Genomic DNA, 17936 nt, shown 5'->3' with positions numbered 1-17936 from the left:
CGACCAGTTGAATCCGCCCTGTGTTGGCGGGTCTGTGTGAGGTGTTCCTCCTTGGCGGCCAGTTCCGCGCGGTAGTCGCGGTGAGCTGTCTTGACCTCGCGTAAGCCGATGGTTTCTTTGCCGTCGATGAGGGCGCCGAGCGCTGCCATGCGCACGAGGGTGCGCAGGGAGCCGATGCTGCCGCCTGTTGCGGCGTGCAGGAACTCGCTCGCTTGACTCGACAGGTGGCCGGCGGGCTGGCTCATCAAAGGCAATGACTCCTCGAGGAGGTCGATGAGCGAATCCCACTCGTCACGGTCCTCTTGGGTGCCTCTGCTCATGGGCTTGAGGTAGTGCATGGTCACGCGCCCTTGCATTTGGGCGCTCATAGGGCCCGCGAACAGGTCAGAGTCCGGAAGGTCGACTCCGACAAATAGGAATAGCGCTGGCACGCGGTCCATGAAGGCCTTGAGTGCTGACGCTGCGTCCAGGCCGGATTGGGCTCGTGTGCGGAGGTTTTGGACCTCGTCAACGATGATGAGACTGGTGCTGAGGCTGGCAAGGACGTCAACGACCTGAGCGGTGATGGTCTCGGTGGTGTCACGTACGTGCACCGGGAGGTTCAGTGCGGCGGCGAATGCACTCATGAGGGTCTTGGGCGTAGCCCCGGGGGGTGTCGACAGGTAGAGGGTCGGTGCGAAGTCCGTGCCGGCACGGCCCGTCTTCCTTCGCTCGGTGATTTCGTGGAGCTTGCCGAGATGGAGGGCTGCGGTGCTCTTGCCCAGGCGCTGGGCTCCCGAGACCGCCATGCTCTGGCGGGGCCCGAACTGGGGGCCGTGCGCGCCGAGCCGATGAACCCTGAATTGACGTTCAAGGCGATCCAAGTCAGGCGTGAGGAGCACGTCGTGGCTGTTGATAGCGGCGGCGCGACGCTCTAGGTAACGCTCGGCTTCTTCGTGTGTCAGCCGTTCAACTTGCTCTGGACTAAGGGCGTCGACGATCACCGGCTCATATGCCATGAAGCGTCGCCATTGGTCGAGTGTGATTGGTGCGCTAGTCAGTTGGATGTCGCTCATGGTGGCTCCTCAGTACTCGGCGCGGCGCACTCGTTTGCGTTGCTTCGTCTGGTCCTCGGCGTCCGGCTCTTCTTCCGGTGTGGGGGCGCTAGCCTCGCCATTCCGGGGGACAGGTGTCCGCGCCTCAGGTGCGAGGGCTACCTCCGGAACGTTCGGCTGGCTGTTCCGTCGCCTGGCCTTACGTTCCGTCGCTGTCGATAGGTTCAGTCCGGACTGAATGCGCATGATGTGGTCGAGTACAAGGTTTGACGGTGCTTCTTGGCCCCGGGATGCTTCCTTCGCGAGTCTGACAGCCACCTTGGCCACGCTCTCCGAGAACGCTGGGACGGCGTCGGTGTGCAAGATCCACGGCACCTCAATCCACTGCTCGCCAGACGGCTTGCGGTGGTCACGCAAGAAGATGACGTTCATGCGAGAAGGGTCGTAGCGCACCTCCCACTTGTCGGTGTTCGACAATCCGGATGGTTGTTTGCGGTAGGGGTTGAGGGCAGGGGAGTTGTACGACATCGCGTCCAGATTAATTCCGGAGTGCTGGACGGTTCGCATTTTCATCGGGAGCATACTGATGTAGTCGTCGCGGGTGAGAGCCCTCGTGGCTGTCGGTGCGACCCCCGACAGCGCCGTGTACATCTGATTGGGTGTCAGCGCCCGCTTCGGAACGGCGGGGTGTCGCAGGCGGTCCTTCGGTTGGTTCTGCCAGACGGTGACGAGCCACTGGTCGAGAAGTGATTGAACCTCGTGGAGAGCCCATCGGGCCCTTCGTTCGACGTCGCGGCCACGGTTGGCGACATCTCGACCGGTGTATCCGTTGAGGTACTGCGTGAACTGCTCCTCGACTGCTCGCATGAACCGTTCGATGTGTGGCTTATCTGTGGGCGTGCCCGGAGAGGCTAGCGTTAGACCGATTTCGAGGCGTTCGCATGCGTTCCTGAAAACCTCACTCATGTAGTTCTTTCCCCGGTCGATCGTGATCGTTTCGGGGTAGATGAGGGGGCGGGCGGCGATCCCCGCTCTCAGTTCGGGGTCGGGAACCATCATTTCGACGGGCAGGGTGGATCGCGCGAGAGAGAGGGCGTCGTCCCATCCGGGCTGCATGGGAAGTGGGGTCAGAGAGCGCGCCAACAATTGAGTACCGAGTTCCACTCCCTTCGTTCCCTCGGGCACCAGGATGGCGCCGCAAATGGTCCCGGTGGCTACGTCGATCATTGCGGACAGCTCTGGGCGCCCGGTGCTTCCGTCTGGGTACACGATGGCGAGGTCGAGTGGGGTCGAGTCGATTTCAACGAGTTGGCCTGGAAGCGTGGCCCGGCGCCTGCTGAAGGGCTGGTTCGGCCGGTTGGCGCGGGTTCGTCTGGTCGTGGCGTTGCCAAATGGGTGCAGGTCACCTTCCACTTGGGACAGGAGGCGGTAGAGGGTCGCGTCGGAAGGAACCGTGATGCCCTCAAGCCGGGCCTGGTACTTCAGATGATCCAATGCGCGTTTACGGGTTCCGGTAGACGTCTCCGTTTGGTCGACGACGTACGCGTGTAGGAGCGTCATGATGCGCGGATCTTGTCGGAGACCGGGCCGCTTGTCGCGCAATTTGCGCTTGTCGACGAGGGCGGCCACGCCATCGCGTTCATATGCCTTCACGTATTGCCGAAGTTGCCGCTCCTTTAGGGGTCGTGCCGTTGAGGCGAGCTCGGCTACTTTGGCTTCAATGCGGCGGTAGCGGGGGACGTCGTCGGCGTAGGCCGGATTCGGGATAGTCTCCTGGGGGGTGTCGTCGATGGGTGGCACACCGCGGATGATTTCCACGATGTGCCGCTGGAGCCAGCGGGCATCCTCGGCGACCTGCTGGGGGACGCTCTCCAAGAAACGCACATCGTCGAGGGTTGGCAAGCGGTCCGGGGTCTCTGGCTGGAAGGAGTCATCGGCGAGTAGCTCGGTGAGCGCGACGTGGCGGATGCGCCCACTCGCTTGGCTTTTCAACGCGGCTCTCGGGCCATCCACGCCGACGACCTGCCAGGCCTGGGCGTCGAAGAGAATGAAGTCGTACATCCTGACAGATTTCATGCACTCTCCGCCGTGACTATGGTGCTGCTGCGTAGCGGCTGCTCGAGGTCAAACGTAAGCTGCTGGTGCCACATCATGTTGTAGAGGTGCATGCGCGCTTCGTGTTCGGGTAGCGCGGCCTCGCGCATCAGACGCCTCATCCCGAGGTTGAATGACGCGCCACCGTCGAACGCCGTTAGCGCTGCGTCACGCACTGAGGGATCGGGAACGAAGCGCGTGCGCCGGTAGGTGCACAGGTGTTCCATGTTGAATGCCCGCTGGGGTTCCCAACCTGAGAACACCTCGTACTGCCATCCAACGGTTTCACAGGCTGTGCGGGTGAGGGCGAACTGATCTGCGGCAGCTTCAGTGTGATCGGCGGACTTGACGTCAACGACGAGACCGTCACCGCTAGCGAGTCGGCAGAAGAAGTCTGGGACGTGGTCACGTCGTCCGGGTGTTCCTCGCGGCCAGGAGAAGATGAGCGGCTGCCATGAGTACGCGACCACATCGCGGCGGAAGTCAGCCTCGACCGCGAACCTCTTCTCGAGCCCAGATTCGTGGTGAACGAGGCACCCCAGCGTCGCGGACCAATAATCGCCCTCAAATGAGCGCTTCTGCTTGTACGAGGTGACCTCCCGTATGGGGCGAGCGTGCTCAACGGCCACCCTGGCTAAATCGGGCCCGAGGGGAGTTACGAGTCGCTCACCGTCCGCTGTGCGGATCATGCACATCGTCTCGTCACTGGCGGCTACGGAGGTTGTACCCATGGTCCCTCGATCTAGTGGCGATGAATCGTGCGAGTCAACCATCAAAAGGTAACAGGAGGAGTTGAGTGAGAAAACGGCAGTCTTTTATGAACGATAACACGTGTGGGGGTGCTGGGGAAGGCCCCTCATCCGCTTACTTAACATAATGTAGATTATCGGATGACGAACGTGGCGCAGAAGAGGTCCCAATGACAGTGGGTCACACCGCTGTGTGCGATGTGACCCACTGCTGGCTCTCGCCGCCAGAGTGCTGACGCTTACGTCCGCGCGCCCGAAGCGTCAGGACACGTCGTCGAGCGTCAACATCGTGCCGTTGAACTCGAATGTGTCTTCGGCTCGCTTGCCCTCGATGGCTGCGTAGATCGGTGCGTCCGGTGAGATGCCCAGGTAGGTCGTGCCGCCCGAGGTGAACTCGTCCGTCGCCACGCCGACGACGAAGTGCTCGCCGCCGAAACTGATGACCGCGCCGGGCTTGACGACGTCACACGCCGTCGTCGTCAACGCCTTCGCCGTCTCGACGATGCGCTGCTGCGTCTTGTCGACCTCCTGGAGCATGTCGTGCATGTCGCCGGCGTCCTCCTGATGCGAGACGTCGTCGACGCGGTGCTCGTCCTGCTCGATCACCTCGCCGACCTGCTGGCGCAGGCCGACAGCCTTGTCGGCCTGGTCGAGGCGCTCGCTCAGGTGTGCGACGAGGTCCTCCAGGACCTGCGCCTTGTCGACACCGCTCACGGTGGTCTCTTTCTGGTGCAACTCCCCTGCGCCATAAATATAGCTAATGAATGTAAAGCGCGATCCTCAGACCGCAGCTGCTTCGACCTTCGGACGGTTCGCGTACCACTGGTACAGGCCCGCGATTAGCCCGCCACCGATGATGTTGCCGAGCGTCACCGGCAGCAAATTGTTGACGAAGACATGCGTCCAGGTGAGATCCGAGTACGCCGACATGTCGAGGCCCTTGAGGAACTTCGCTCCCCCGTGATCCTTGAAGATCATGGCGAGCGGCAGGAAGAACATGTTGGCGATCGAGTGCTCCAGACCCGTCGCGACGAACAGCGCGACCGGCCCGACGACGGCGAACGCCTTGTCGACGAGCGTCTTGCCGGCGAACGCCATCCACACCGCGAGGCAGACCGCGAGGTTCGCGAAGATGCCGAGGACGAACGCCTCACCCCACGAGTGATGCAGCTTGGCAGCCGCGCCGTCGAGGACGACCTTGCCCCACCCGTTCTTACCGTTCGTCTGCAGCCCACCGAAGTAGCACAGCGCCGCGACGAGCAGCGCGCCGACGAAGTTGAACACCCACACGATCACCCAGTGCAGCGCGAACTGGGGCCACGTGATGCGTCCAACGACCTTGGCGATGATCGTCATCGTCGAGGACGTGAACAGCTCCGCGCCCGTCACGATGACGAGCAGCAGGCCGACGGAGAACGCGACGCCGCCAATGGTGCGCGAGATGCCCCACGGCATCGTCGACGCGCCCGTTTGCGTCGTGATGTAGAAGACAAAACCGAGCGCGATCCATGCGCCGCCCAGCACGGCGAGCATGGCGATGCGCCACGGTTCGCGCACAGGCCGCTTGGCCATCGCGGCCTCGGCAGCCGTCGCGATCGCTTCAGGGGTGAGGATGGCGGTCGATGCGGCGGGTGGCGCCGCAGGCGCCGGGGCCGAGCTGACGGGCGCGGCGGGCGTCGACGAATCAGTGGGATGGCTCATGGCCACAGCGTACGAGATGGCCCGCCGCCGGGTGGCGCGACGCTCCGCACGGCCCGGGCACCTCACCTGCCACGTGCGACGGCCGGGGCGAATGCTTCCGAAAATCGCAGATGGGGACGCAGATCGCGAAGGTGGACGTGAGTCGCCGATGGCTACGCAGATCGCGAATGGGGACGTACATCGCACGTGGGGCGGGGCCGCTGGGCAGTAGTCGGAAGCTCTCTGAGGCCTTCGAACCGAGGCGTTCGGGCAGGGGTGAACGTCAGCCCTGCATGGCCTTGATGATGGCGACCTCGCGAGTCAGATCCGGTGCAGGAGCGCGTCGCTCGCGCGCGTCGTGGCAGGCCCACCAGGCGTTGGCAAGCACCCGAATGATCGTCCATGCCCGGGCCGCTTCGGGCGCGACGCCCATCGGGTCGCACGCGTAATCGACGCGAAAACGCAGATGATTCCTCAGGTTGTAGGCGTCAGCGGCCTCGTCCCACCGGTTCCACAACAACGGTGCAACCGCGAGCGCGAGGTTTCCCGCGACCGGTTTCGGATCGATCGCGACGAGCCCGCCAATAGCTCCGGCTCGCGTCACGCTCATGACGTTGTCGTCGTGCAGATCCGAGTGCACGAGCGTCGCGTCGACACCACGCTCTTGCGCGAGCGATCTCGCCAACGACACCCCCTGGGTGACGAACCGCCTCGGCATCGGCAGCTCCTCCCCCGTCAGCCGCTCGGCGATCCGGCCGCACCACGCAGACGCCGTGTCGAGCTGCGGCAACGCCGGCACGGCGAGACGCCGGTGGATCGCGCCGATCGTCTCCGCCGCGTCGAGCGACGACATCTCCACCAGCTGCGTCGCCGGCCGACACCGTTCGAGCAGCAGCGCCCATGACGACGGTTCGGCCGCGACGAGCTTGACCGCTCCGACACCGCGCCACGCGCGCAGCGCCAGGTGCTCGTGCCGCGCCTCGGCGTGCGGCCACGCGAGCTTGAGCGCGAGCCGCTCCGAACCCCGCCGCACCGGCACGACGAGCGCGCACTGACCGTGCATCGACGGCCCGTCCGGCGTCAGACGCCAGGTGCCCAGCAGCGTCTCGAGCGTCTTCGGGACGCTGCGCAGCCACGCCTCACCGTCAGGCAGCCCGGCGCCGTCAGCCGCCCGACCGGCCAACAGCGCTCGCAGCGACTCGGGGATCAACGCGTCCGTCTCGACCATTGCCCGATCCTGTCATGCGCGTCGAGTCCCCAACTCGGCGCGCAGGCGACATCTCGCTCGGCGCGCAGCCCCGCGTCGAGCGGCTACGCACGCAGGCCGGCAGGCACCACTGTCACGCGCGGTTCAGGTTCTGACGGTTGTTGAGGGCGATGCCCATGAGATGCCGATACAGCGCCGCGATGTCGAAGTTCTTGGGGAACTCGAACGTGTACTCGCCGTACTGCAGGGTGTGGGCCCTGAGGTAAGGCGTCACGACGTACGTGATCGTGATCTCCGAGTCGTCGACTCCTCCGCCTGCGGTCTCTGCGGTGACGTCCACGATCGCAGCCAGCTGGATCGACTTGACGCGAGTCTTCTTCCCCGTCGCACCCTGGTGATCGAGCGTGATGATGCGGAAGTTGGTCATGCAGAAGCCGTCGCGCAGCATCTTGTACGCCGACTGGATCTGCTCACCCTCGAGCAGCCAGGGGCCGTAGAGCTCATGTGCTTGCTGCGGGTCGATCTGCTGCATGTTGCCAGCGAGGCCCTGAAAGATTCCCATGCCGTGAATCTACGTGGCTGGAGGTACCTGCGGGCGCCCGGCGCCCTACTCCTTGTCTCCGCGACTCCTGCTGCGAGGCCGGCCACGCGGGCGACCCAGGGCCTGTCCGGGCCGACCTGGCATTCCCTGCCACCACACTCGATGAGGGCGGCCGGGTGAGCCCCGGAGCGTGCGTGTACCAGCTCGGGCGGCTCCCGCATATCCTCTGGGGCATGGGTGAGTTCCGCGTCAGTCGCAGCCGTCACATCGCTGCGCCGCTCGAGCAGGTGCACGGGTTCGTCGACGACTTGCACGAATGGGTGCACTGGTCACCGTGGGAGGGGCTCGATCCGCAGCTGCGCCGCACCTATTCGGGGGCCGCACGTGGCGTCGGCGCGCCGTACGAGTGGGCCGGCGACAAGAAGGCCGGGTCGGGACACAGGGAGATCCTCGACTCGACGCCGCACGAGATCACCGTCGCGCTCACGTTCACGGCGCCGTTCGAGTCGGAGAACACCTCCCACTTCGCCTTCTCCCCCGCCGCTGACGGCGGAACCGACGTCACCTGGACGATGACGGGTCCGCAGAGCGCGCCGCAGCGCGTCCTGTTCACCCTCATCCGCATGAACGCGAAGGTGGCGAAGGACGTCGACAAGGGCCTCGCCGCCCTCGACGCCGCCGCGACGGGCCGCGCGCCCGCGGGCGCCTGACGGTTCGCGAGCGCCGTCCGTGCCAGATTTTCATCCCCTTCCCCGCCGTCACGGCCTCAGTGCCGCATGGGTGCGCACGCCCGATCGTGACCGCACGAACCCCATGCCCTGGCCGACGATGCGGGCGTTCCTGCACGACAAGCTGCCCGACCACGTCGACGTCGACGGGATGCTCGAACGCGGCCGTTTCGTCGACGACCACGGCCGATCCTGGAACGGTGACGAACCGTACCGGCCGCACACGTTCGTCCACTTCCACCGCGAGCTGCGCGAGGAGCCGGAGGTGCCGTTCGAACTCACGGTGCTGCACGAGGACGAACGCATCGTCGTCGTCGACAAGCCGCACTTCCTCGCTTCGATCCCGCGCGGCAGGCACGTCACGCAGTCGGTCGTCGTCAAGGCACGCGCGATGCTCGACGAACCGACGCTCGTGCCCGTTCACCGCCTCGACCGGCTCACCGCCGGGGTGCTCCTGCTGACGCGCGAGCCACGCTGGCGCGCTGCATACCAGGGCATCTTCGAAGCGCGGCAGGTGAGCAAGACGTACGAGGCCGTCGCGGCGTACGACCCGTCGCTCGAGCTGCCGCGTCGGGTCGAGTCGCACATTCGCAAGCAGCACGGCCTCGCGCAGGCGTTCGAGGTGCCGGGGGCGCCGGTCAACGCCATCACCGACATCGAACTCGGGCAGGTGCGCGGCGACGTCGCCACCTACCGACTGACCCCCGCCACGGGCCGCACCCATCAGCTGCGCCTGCACCTCAACGGTCTCGGCATCCCGATCGTCGGCGATCCGCTCTATCCGCACGTGCGTCTCGACGACGACATCGACGACTTCACGCGTCCGCTGCAGTTGCTCGCGAAGACGCTCGCGTTCGTCGACCCCGTCGACGGCACCCCCCGCCACTTCACATCGGCGCGCACCCTCACCTGGCCCGACGGCACCGCGGCTCCGTCGCCGGCGTGACCACGCTGACGTCCTGCCCAACCCGCGGACGTCACGTCGCCGGCGGCGAACGCAGCACTAGGCAGATGAGGACGAATCACGCGGCGATGCGTCTGGGGGCGACTCACCGCGACTGACGCCGTCGTCCCCTCGCCGGGGCACGGCCCGAGGAGAGGAAGCCGTCATGGCCGCATCATCGGCGGGTTCGACCCCGTCTGCGAGCGCGGACGGGTCGTCGACGCCCGCGACGACGCCTGATCAGCCCACTCGCGGCGAGACGCCACAGGACGCGACGACGCGCGGCGAGACGCCGCAGGAAGCGGCGAATCGGGATGACACCAGCGGGCGCAAGACGTCGCGCGCCAAGTTCGGGCTCGCGTCAATCGTCCTGCTGACGATCAACGGCATCATCGGCTCGGGCATCTTTCTCTCCCCCGGCGCCGTCATGAAGGTCGCGGGCACGTGGACGCCGCTCGTCTATGTCATCGCCGGTGTTTTCGCGGCCGTCCTCGCCGTGACGTTCGCCGCCGCGGCCCGTTGGACGAGCGAGAACGGCGCGGCGTTCGCGTACACGCGGGTCGCGTTCGGTGACGACGTCGGGTTCTACGTCGGCCTGACGCGCTTCGTCGGCGCCGCGATCGCGTGGGGCGTCATGGCGACGGCCGTCGTGACGACCGTGCTCACCGTCTTCGGCGGCCACGAGGCGGTGACGACGACGAACATCACGATCGGCTTCGTCCTGCTCATGGTGGTGCTGCTCGCGATCAACCTGGCGGGCACACGCATCACGAAGGTCGTCAACAACATCTCGACGATCGGCAAGGTCGCCGCGCTCGTCCTGACGATCGTCGCCGGCCTCGTCGTGCTGGCGATGACGGGCGACAACCACTTCTCCGATCTCGCGCATCTCAAGGGCCCCGACGGCAGCCCTCTCGTGCCGAGCATGGACACGACCGCGTTCGTCGGCGCAATGCTCGCCGCGTTCTACGCGTTCACCGGGTTCGAGGGCGCCGGCAGCGCCGCGAGCGAGATGGAAGACCCGGCCCGCAACCTGCCGCGCGCCATCCCGATCGGTGTCGCGGTCGTCATCGTCGTGTACGTGGCCGTCGTGTCCGTGGCGATGATGATCAACCCGACGGGCGTGCTCGAGTCGAAGGACGCCGTCGTGCTCGCGAGCGCCTTCGACAACTCGATCGTGCGCGACCTCATCGTCCTCGGCGCCCTCGTCAGCATGTTCGGCATCAACGTCGCGGCGAGCTTCAACACGCCGCGCATCTTCGACGCGATGAGCCGCCGTCGGATGCTGCCCGCCGCGGCAAGTCGGACGTCGCAGCGCGGGGTGCCGGTCGTCGCGTTCGTCGTGACGGCGGTGCTCGCGATCGTCGTGCCGATGGCGTTCGGGTACTCGATGCGCGGCATCATGGTCATCAGTTCGGTGACGCGGTTCGTGCAGTTCGTCATGGTGCCGCTCGCGCTCATCCTGTGCTTCCTCGGGCGCACGCGGCACCGCCCGAACGATGTGAAGCGCAGCGTCCTCCTCGACGTCGTGTTCCCGATCCTGTCGATCGCCGCGTCGGTGCTCCTCATGGTCGAGTTCGACTGGCGTGGCCAGTTCAGCAATCCCGGCGGCGGGCTCAACCTGTGGGCGGTCGCGGCGATGATCGTCGGCTACGTCGTGTTGCCGGCGGCGTTGTACTTGCCGTGGAAGCTGGGCGTCTACGACGACACCCCGAAGCAGCTCCCCGAGGACCGCTGAGCTGACACATCGGTGATTCACGGACACATTCGCGATTCACGGTCACATTCGCACCGCCCCACGAGGGCCAGGCCAGGAAGGACGCACGATGAGCGCCCGCAAACCCGTCATCGGCATCATCACGAACGTCGAGTACGACCCGCACTACCTCTTCCCCGGCTACCGGCGCGTCGCCGTCAACGAGGACTATTCGCGCTCGATCACGCAGGCCGGCGGCATTCCGATCATGTTGCCGCCGTCGACGGATCACTCGACACTGCCGCAACAGCTGACCCTGCTCGACGGCTTGCTGCTCGCCGGTGGTTCCGACGTCGACCCGCTGCTGTACGGCCAGCCCGCGAAGCAGGAATGCCAGACGACGTCGCCGATCCGCGACGCGTACGAGATCGAGGCGCTCCGGCTCGCGCGCGAGAACCGGCTGCCCGTGCTCGGCATCTGCCGCGGCATGCAGCTCATCAACGTGGCCCTCGGCGGGAGCCTGTTCCAGGATCTGCGCTACGCGGGCACCGACCAGCAGCACATGGCGATGGGCAACCCCGCCTCGCCGCTGCATCACATCAGCGTCGAGGAACGCTCGTTCCTCCACGACGCGTGGGGTGTGACGAAGGCGGCCGTCAACTCCTTCCACCACCAGGCGCTCGACGCCATCGCCGACGCGCTGCGGGTCGTCGCGCGCGCCGACGACGGCCTCGTCGAGGCGGTGCAGCACGCGGACGACGCGTGGTGCCTCGCGGCCGTGCAGTGGCACCCGGAGATGATGAGCGGGGCCGACGTGCGTTCGCAGCAGGTGTTCACGTGGTTCGTCGACGCCGTCACCGCCGACGCTGAGCGCCGCGCCGCGGCCCGCTCCGCGCGCATCACCGCGAACCCCACCCACGGCACCGCGCAGGCCGCGTCATGACAGGCGCTTCACACCAGGCTGACGCCGACACCACCTGGCCGCACGGCCCGCTCACTCTCGTGCTGTTCGATCTCGACGGGACGTTGTCCGACTCGGCGCGCGGCATCACAGCATCGATGCGGCATGCGCTCGGCGTCCACGGCGTCGCGGTGCCCGAGCAACACGTGCTCGACTCGTTCGTCGGCCCGCCGTTCAAGGTCGCCCTCGAAGGCATCGGTATCCCGGCCGAGCAGGTGCCGGGCATCGTCGGCACCTACCGCGAGGATTACAACGCCGGGCGCCTGTTCGACAACGACCTCTACCCCGGCATGGCCGACCTGCTCGCCGAGCTGCACGCTGCCGGCGTCAGCGTCGCCGTCGCGACGTCGAAACCGCAGCCGACGGCGCGCCGCATCGTCGCCCACTTCGGCCTCGAGCCATACCTGACCGGGGGTCTCGACGGCGTCTTCGGGGCCGACATCACGCGCCCGGACGACACGAAGGCGGACGTCATCGCCCGCGCGCTGGCCGCGCTCGGTCGTGACGCCGGGCCGGACGTCGTCATGGTCGGCGACCGCCTCCACGACGTCGAGGGCGCCGCGCGTCACGGCATCGCGACGATCGGGGTGAGCTGGGGCTACGCCGCGGACGACGAGCTCGCGCGCGCGGGAGCCGTGGCCGTCGTGGACACCGCCGAGCAGCTCGCGGCACTGCTGCTGCCCTGGGCACAGGGACGAGACGGCGGACGTCCACTAGGATCACGCCCCATGAAGACCAACATCGCCAGGCAGCTCGTCGCGCAGGGTCGCCGCTACGTGCAGCAGAACCCCGAGAAGGTGCGCGCCATGACCGACAAGGCCGGCGAGTTCGTCGACCAGCGCACGGGCCGCAAGTACTCGGCGCAGATCACGAAGGCGCGCGACTCGGCGGGGCGCTACCTCGACAAGCAGCGCCTCGATCGGCGGCGCTGACCTCTCAGTGGCCCGCATGCCCGAAGATCGCGTCGTCGATGTGACACGCTTCACCCGTGATCGAAGCCCCCACCCCGCCCCCTGACGCCGTTCTGACGAGGCGCCAGCGCAGCTGGTACTTCTACGACTGGGCCAACTCGGCGTACGTGACGACGACGTCGACGGTGCTGTTCTCCCCGTATCTCACTGCGGTCGCGAAGTCGGCGGCCTGCCCGGGGCAGGATACGGACCTGGCGTGCCACACCGACCTGCACGTGCTCGGTCTACCGATCTCGCCCGGCTCGCTCGCGCCGTACACGGTGACGGTCTCGACGATCATCAGCGCGATCCTGCTCATCTTCGTCGGCGCGATCGCCGACCGCATCTCGCGCCCGGCGCACCTGCTGGGCGCGTTCGCGTTCGTCGGTGCCCTCGGGGCGAGTTCGATGTTCTTCGTCGCAGGCAGCAACTGGCAGCTCGGTGTTGTCGTGCTCATCCTGGCGAACCAGTGTCTGGGTGCCTCCCTCGTCGTTTACGACGGGCTGCTCGTTCAGATCTCGAGCGACGACGAGCGTGACCGCGTCAGTTCACGGGGGTGGGCGCTCGGCTATCTGGGCGGCGGGCTGCTGCTGGCCGTCAACCTCGTCGTCATGACGATGCACGACTCGTTGGGGCTGTCGACGGGCGAGGCCGTGCGCGTCAATCTGCTGAGTGCCGGCGTGTGGTGGGGCATGTTCACGATCATCCCGGTTGTCGGCCTACGGGACGTGCGTCGGGTCGGCCCGGCCGTGACCGGCTCGCTGACGGCGGCGGTGAGCGGCAGCGTCCGTCAGCTTCGCTCGACGTTCGCGGAGTTGCGGCATTTCCCCGACACGATGACGTTCCTGCTCGCGTACCTGTTCTTCAACGACGGCATCCAGACGGTCATCGTCTCGGCGAGCCTGTACGGCAAGGAGGAGCTGGGCTTCGGCGACAGCCAGCTCATCGTGACGATCCTGCTCGTGCAGTTCGTCGCCTTCCTCGGCGCGCTGCTGTTCGGTCGGCTCGCGCGGACGATGGGCGCCAAACGGGCCGTGTTGCTCTCCCTCGGCTTGTGGACGCTCGTCGTGTTCGCAGCGTTCTTCCTGCCGTCGGGGCAGTTCGGGTTGTGGCTCGTGCTGGGCGTCGGCATCGGCATCGTGCTCGGCGGGTCGCAGGCACTCAGCCGGTCGTTGTACTCGCGGCTCGTGCCGACGGGCCGGGAGTCGGAGTACTTCAGCCTCTATCAGGCGATGGAGCGAGGGACGAGCTGGTTCGGCACCCTCACGTTCGGTCTCGTGCACCAGCTGACTGGCTCCTACCGCCTGTCGATCGTCGCGCTCGTTGTCTTCTTCGCGCTCGGCGCGGTGCTGCTGCGCCGCGTCGACGTCGAGCGAGGCAGCGCCCGGGCACGCGCCGCCGGCTGACGCCCCGGGCTCGAGACCGGCGGCAGGATGCGCGCCGGCCGCTCCCCCGAACGCGATTCGTGACGCGTCCCGTCCGCGCCGTAGACTGGTGTGTCAGCGCGTCGGCGTGCGTGCGGAACAAACGGCCCCCGGCCGGCGTTGTTCCGTCAGGATCGCGCGGGCTGCAGGCTCAGCGCATCACGAACCACCACGAACCCCGTGTGACGTAGGGAGACACCATGGCAGAACGTTCACTGCGAGGCACCAACCTCAGCACGCTCTCGCTCGAGACCGACGAGGGCATCGCGTTCAGCGAGCGACAGATGGTCAGCTACAAGTGCGCTCAGGGCCACGTCATCGAGCTGCCGTTCTCCGTCGAGGCCGACGTGCCCGCGCTGTGGGAGTGCCGTTGCGGCCTCGAGGCGCTGCTCGTCGACGGCCCCGAGCCCGACCGCAAGCCCACGAAGCCGGCGCGTACCCACTGGGACATGCTGCTCGAGCGCCGTTCCGTCGAAGAGCTCGAGGAGCTGCTCGACGAGCGCCTCACGCTGCTGCGCGAGTCGCGCGGCGAAAAGCCGAAGCGAAAGCGTGCTGCCGCGTCCAAGTGACGCTCACGTCGTGACGAACAAGGCCGCCCCCGGTTCGGGGGCGGCCTTCGTGTGTGCTCGCTCGTCTTGTTCAGGGCCTTGGGTATCAGCGTGTGACGGCGGAGGGCACTGCGGCCGAGCCGTCTCACCAACTCAGTCGATGATCTCGCCCTCGACGACGTCGGACGCACCCCGTCGTGGAGAGTTCCAGGCAGCGTCGCGCCCGGCCTGCGTGGCGAACGCGTCGGCGGTGGGGTATGGCCCGGGCGCGGGTGACGGACCAGCCGCCGAAGCGCCGCCCGCATCGGCGGCGCGCACGCGGGTGAAGCGCACTCGGCCGGGCGCCGCGTTCGCGGCACCAAAGGCGGCCGCACCAAGGGGAGATGCACCGAACAGCTTGTGTGCGACGGCACCTTCGAGCAGTCGGCGCGTCAGCGGGCGCGTGAAGGGCAGCAGGACGAACAGGCCGAGTGCGTCCGTGAGGAAGCCCGGGGCGAGCAGCAGCGTGCCGCCGATGAGGACGAGCGCCGCGTCGGAAAGCTCGCGCGCAGGCATACGACCAGAGCCGAACGCCTGACGGAGGGAGCCGAACGCGCGCGAGAACTCGCGCTTGACGATCCACGCGCCGAGCGCCGACCAGAACAGGAGCAGCAGGAAGGTGCTGAGGCCACCGATCTGCTGCCCGACCTTGAGGATGATGAAGACCTCGACGACGGGGACGACGAGCAACGCCAGCATGAGCCAGCGCGCGAAGCCGCGGCGGCGAGGTCGAGTCGTGGTGTTCACATCTCGTTCAACGCGCGGGCACGCTCGAAGAGTTCCGATTCGTCGACGAATCGTGAAGCGATCGCCGGTCGTGAAACCCCCGTTGGCACCAGCGAGAGCGGGCTCAGGCGTCGCCGCGACCGTTCTTGCGGCGGCGACGGCGCGGCAGGCGGGCATGACGCAGCGCGAACGCGAGCGCGACGACGCTGACGACGGAGGCGGCGATCTCGGGCCAGCGTCCGAGCCGCTGGGCGGGCGTCGCGTCCGAACGCAGGGGCAGCTGCCCGGTCAGCACCTTCTGCGTGAACAGTTCGCTGCGCTCGTGCAGCTGCCCGTCGGGGGTGATGAGGGCGCTGACGCCGACCGTCGAGACGTGGATGATCGAGCGGCCGTATTCGAGCGCGCGTAGGCGCGAGATCTCGAGTTGCTGCGTCGACTCGGCGGTGTGGCCGAACGTCGCGTTGTTCGTCTGCACGGCGAAGATCTGTGCGCCCTGGTTCGCCGGTTTGCGCAGCAGATCGTCGTAGGCGACCTCGAAGCAGATGATCGGGGCGAGTTTCACGTCACCCTTCGCGTTCGGCAGCGTGAACAACCCGACCTTGCGCCCGGAGGCGAAGTCGGCCTTGACGAGGTCGACCCGCGAGGAGAACGTGCGGAAGAACGAACGGTACGGGATGTATTCGCCGAACGGCACCGGGTGCTGCTTGACGTAGGTGTCGCTCAGGCCCTTGCCGGGCAGGTAGAGCATCGACGCGTTGGACACCTCGGGGCGCGGTTCGTTCAGCACGGCACCGACGATGAGCGGCGTGTTGACGGCGGCGAGGGCCGAGGCGATCTCGGCGCCCGCGTCGGGGTTGCGTTTGGGGTCGATGTCGGAGGCGTTCTCGGGCCAGACGACGACATCGGGGCGCGGCGTCGCTCCGGCATCGATCTGCTTGGCGAGGTCGAGCGTCGCGTGGACGTGGTTGTCGAGCACGGCGCGGCGCTGCGCGTTGAACTCGAGCCCCTCGGTGGGCACGTTGCCCTGCACGCCGGCGACGCGCAGCATCCGCCCGCTCGTGCCGGGCGTGATGAGTGAGCCGACGATCAGTGCGAGGACGGCCGTCGACGCGGCCGCAGCGGGCACGGCGATCGGGAGACGAGCCGTGATGCCGCGGGCGTCGTCGGGCCGTGCGTCACCAACAGGCGTGGCCCCGGAGCCCGTGGCGTTCGCTGAGGTGTAGGCGTCGTCCGAAACCGAAGCCGAATCCGAAGCAGACGTTCGGCCCGCACTCCCCCGCCGTTCCGCCGTGAAGAGCCGCGGCGCGGCCAGGGCCACGCACGATGCGAGCGCCGCGCCCGCGAGCGCGAGCACGAACGTCAGGCCGGGTGCGCTGACCCACGCGATGAGCGGTGCCCACGGTGCGTCGGCCTGGGAGAACGACAGGCGTGCCCAGGGGAATCCGCCGAACGGCGTCGTCGAGCGCAGCCATTCCTGCGTCACCCACAGGCAGGCGACGACGAACGGCGCGATGCGGCGGCGTTGCACGAGCGCAACCGCTGCGCCGAGCGCGGCCATGTAGAGCGATTCGAGGACGGCGAGCGCTGTCCACGGGAACGCGCCGACGTAGACGCCCGACCACGACAGCGTCGGCAGGAAGAACGCCATGCCGAAGACGAAACCGAGCAGCGCGCCGGTGCGCGCCCGCACGCGCCAGAGGCACAGCGTGATGAGGGCGACGGCTATCGGCGGCGTCCACCACAGACCGTGGTCGGGAAACGCGAGCCACAGGAGCAACCCGGCGCTGATGGCGCCGAATGCGCGAAGGAGAGATTTCGTGGGCACCGGCCAAGCGTAGGCCTCTCAGGCGAGAGGCGGCGGACGGGCTCACGCCGTTGGGGCCATCGCGGGGTGAACCGCGAAGTTTTCTACTAGGCGTGAGGCCCGTCCGCAATGACGCGCGCAACGGGCGCGTTCGAGCCAACATAGCCGCCCCACAGCCCGGGAGCAACGCAGGCGAGCGCACTGGCGCCCGGCCGACGGGGCGTCGAACAGTGGCCGAGGTGCGTCATGCCTTGTGTGCGTAGGCATGTCGCTCACCTTGAATCCGTCGCGCATGAGGTAGGAGGATGAACACGATGTCTCGCACGATGAACACACCACCCGCCACGCCCGCGACCCGCGCCCTCGACCGGCTCGGTATCGCCTACGAGGCGCTCCCCTACGCCCACGATCCCGACGTCACGAGCTACGGCGCCGAGGCGGCATCCGCGCTGGGGCTCGACCCTGCGACGGTCTACAAGACGCTCGTCGTGAAGCTCGACACCGGCCGCTTCGCGATGGCCTGCGTCCCCGTCTCGACGACGGCGGACCTCAAGGCGGTCGCCGCCGCGTGCGGCGCGAAGAAAGCTGTGCTGGCCGCGGAGGCCGACGTCCGGCGCCTCACCGGCTACGTCCTCGGCGGCGTCAGCCCACTCGGAACGCGCTCACGCCTCGACGTCGTCATCGACGCGCAGGCGCACGAACATCCGCGGGTCTGCGTCTCCGGCGGCCGTCGCGGCTTCGACGTGCGGCTCTCCCCCGACGACCTCGCCCGTGCCTGCGACGCCCACATGGCCGACATCGCGCGCTGACGA

General features: G+C 67.4%; 17 protein-coding genes. 8 read left to right on the top strand and 9 right to left on the bottom strand.

The window, feature by feature from the left end; translation table 11 throughout:
• The 7 genes from HMPREF0321_RS13670 to HMPREF0321_RS13640 all read right to left on the bottom strand — a co-directional run.
• On the bottom strand, positions 1 to 1055 hold a 1055-nt coding region (locus tag HMPREF0321_RS13670; protein WP_006947261.1), incomplete at its 3' end, for a TniB family NTP-binding protein.
• Between the two features lie 9 nt (positions 1056 to 1064).
• A complete protein-coding gene (locus HMPREF0321_RS13665; protein WP_083803288.1) occupies positions 1065 to 3110 on the bottom strand; it encodes a Mu transposase C-terminal domain-containing protein in 2046 nt (681 codons plus the stop codon).
• Entirely contained in the window at positions 3107 to 3817 is a 711-nt protein-coding gene (locus HMPREF0321_RS15155; protein WP_170957188.1) for a TnsA-like heteromeric transposase endonuclease subunit, read from the bottom strand. The genes HMPREF0321_RS13665 and HMPREF0321_RS15155 overlap by 4 nt, the downstream gene beginning before the upstream one ends.
• A gap of 321 nt (positions 3818 to 4138) precedes the next feature.
• Positions 4139 to 4591 carry a hypothetical protein gene (locus tag HMPREF0321_RS15150; protein WP_006947210.1) on the bottom strand — a complete coding sequence of 151 codons (453 nt, stop codon included), beginning with the start codon at positions 4589 to 4591 and terminating at the stop codon, positions 4139 to 4141.
• Between the two features lie 66 nt (positions 4592 to 4657).
• Positions 4658 to 5578, bottom strand: a complete 921-nt coding sequence (locus HMPREF0321_RS13650) for a formate transporter FocA (protein WP_115296240.1) — start codon at positions 5576 to 5578, stop codon at positions 4658 to 4660.
• A 262-nt stretch (positions 5579 to 5840) separates the two neighbouring features.
• Positions 5841 to 6785, bottom strand: coding sequence for an aminoglycoside phosphotransferase family protein (locus HMPREF0321_RS13645; protein WP_006947274.1), 945 nt, complete (start codon positions 6783 to 6785; stop codon positions 5841 to 5843).
• Between the two features lie 112 nt (positions 6786 to 6897).
• On the bottom strand, positions 6898 to 7326 hold the full coding sequence (locus tag HMPREF0321_RS13640; RefSeq protein WP_006947257.1) for a PH domain-containing protein: 429 nt from the start codon (positions 7324 to 7326) through the stop codon (positions 6898 to 6900).
• A gap of 212 nt (positions 7327 to 7538) precedes the next feature.
• Here HMPREF0321_RS13640 and HMPREF0321_RS13635 point away from each other — a divergent pair, with 212 nt between their 5' ends.
• From HMPREF0321_RS13635 to HMPREF0321_RS13605, 7 genes are all read left to right on the top strand, one after another.
• Entirely contained in the window at positions 7539 to 8015 is a 477-nt protein-coding gene (locus HMPREF0321_RS13635; RefSeq protein WP_006947224.1) for an SRPBCC family protein, read from the top strand.
• 103 nt (positions 8016 to 8118) lie between these two features.
• On the top strand, positions 8119 to 8979 hold the full coding sequence (locus tag HMPREF0321_RS13630) for a pseudouridine synthase (protein WP_006947219.1): 861 nt from the start codon (positions 8119 to 8121) through the stop codon (positions 8977 to 8979).
• Between the two features lie 163 nt (positions 8980 to 9142).
• The gene (locus HMPREF0321_RS13625) at positions 9143 to 10714 is read left to right on the top strand and encodes an APC family permease (RefSeq protein WP_006947263.1); all 1572 of its coding nucleotides are present in this window, start codon (positions 9143 to 9145) and stop codon (positions 10712 to 10714) included.
• 88 nt (positions 10715 to 10802) lie between these two features.
• Positions 10803 to 11615, top strand: coding sequence for a gamma-glutamyl-gamma-aminobutyrate hydrolase family protein (locus HMPREF0321_RS13620; protein WP_006947309.1), 813 nt, complete (start codon positions 10803 to 10805; stop codon positions 11613 to 11615).
• Entirely contained in the window at positions 11612 to 12565 is a 954-nt protein-coding gene (locus tag HMPREF0321_RS13615) for an Rv0909 family putative TA system antitoxin (RefSeq protein ID WP_006947227.1), read from the top strand. The genes HMPREF0321_RS13620 and HMPREF0321_RS13615 overlap by 4 nt, the downstream gene beginning before the upstream one ends.
• A gap of 56 nt (positions 12566 to 12621) precedes the next feature.
• The gene (locus tag HMPREF0321_RS13610; RefSeq protein ID WP_006947229.1) at positions 12622 to 13989 is read left to right on the top strand and encodes an MFS transporter; all 1368 of its coding nucleotides are present in this window, start codon (positions 12622 to 12624) and stop codon (positions 13987 to 13989) included.
• Positions 13990 to 14207: 218 nt separating this feature from the next.
• Positions 14208 to 14576: an RNA polymerase-binding protein RbpA gene (locus tag HMPREF0321_RS13605; protein WP_006947299.1), complete on the top strand. Its 369-nt coding sequence runs from the start codon at positions 14208 to 14210 to the stop codon at positions 14574 to 14576.
• Between the two features lie 132 nt (positions 14577 to 14708).
• Here the strand turns inward: HMPREF0321_RS13605 and HMPREF0321_RS13600 are convergent, their stop codons facing one another.
• A complete protein-coding gene (locus tag HMPREF0321_RS13600) occupies positions 14709 to 15341 on the bottom strand; it encodes an FxsA family protein (RefSeq protein ID WP_006947225.1) in 633 nt (210 codons plus the stop codon).
• Between the two features lie 103 nt (positions 15342 to 15444).
• Entirely contained in the window at positions 15445 to 17145 is a 1701-nt protein-coding gene (lnt, locus tag HMPREF0321_RS13595) for an apolipoprotein N-acyltransferase (protein WP_006947221.1), read from the bottom strand.
• A gap of 284 nt (positions 17146 to 17429) precedes the next feature.
• Here lnt and ybaK point away from each other — a divergent pair, with 284 nt between their 5' ends.
• A complete protein-coding gene (gene ybaK, locus HMPREF0321_RS13590; protein ID WP_006947301.1) occupies positions 17430 to 17933 on the top strand; it encodes a Cys-tRNA(Pro) deacylase in 504 nt (167 codons plus the stop codon).
• Positions 17934 to 17936 lie beyond the last annotated feature (3 nt).

It is taken from the genome of Dermacoccus sp. Ellin185, assembly GCF_000152185.1.
Classification (GTDB): domain Bacteria; phylum Actinomycetota; class Actinomycetes; order Actinomycetales; family Dermatophilaceae; genus Dermacoccus; species Dermacoccus nishinomiyaensis.
This window is presented reverse-complemented; position numbering and strand designations above follow the sequence as displayed.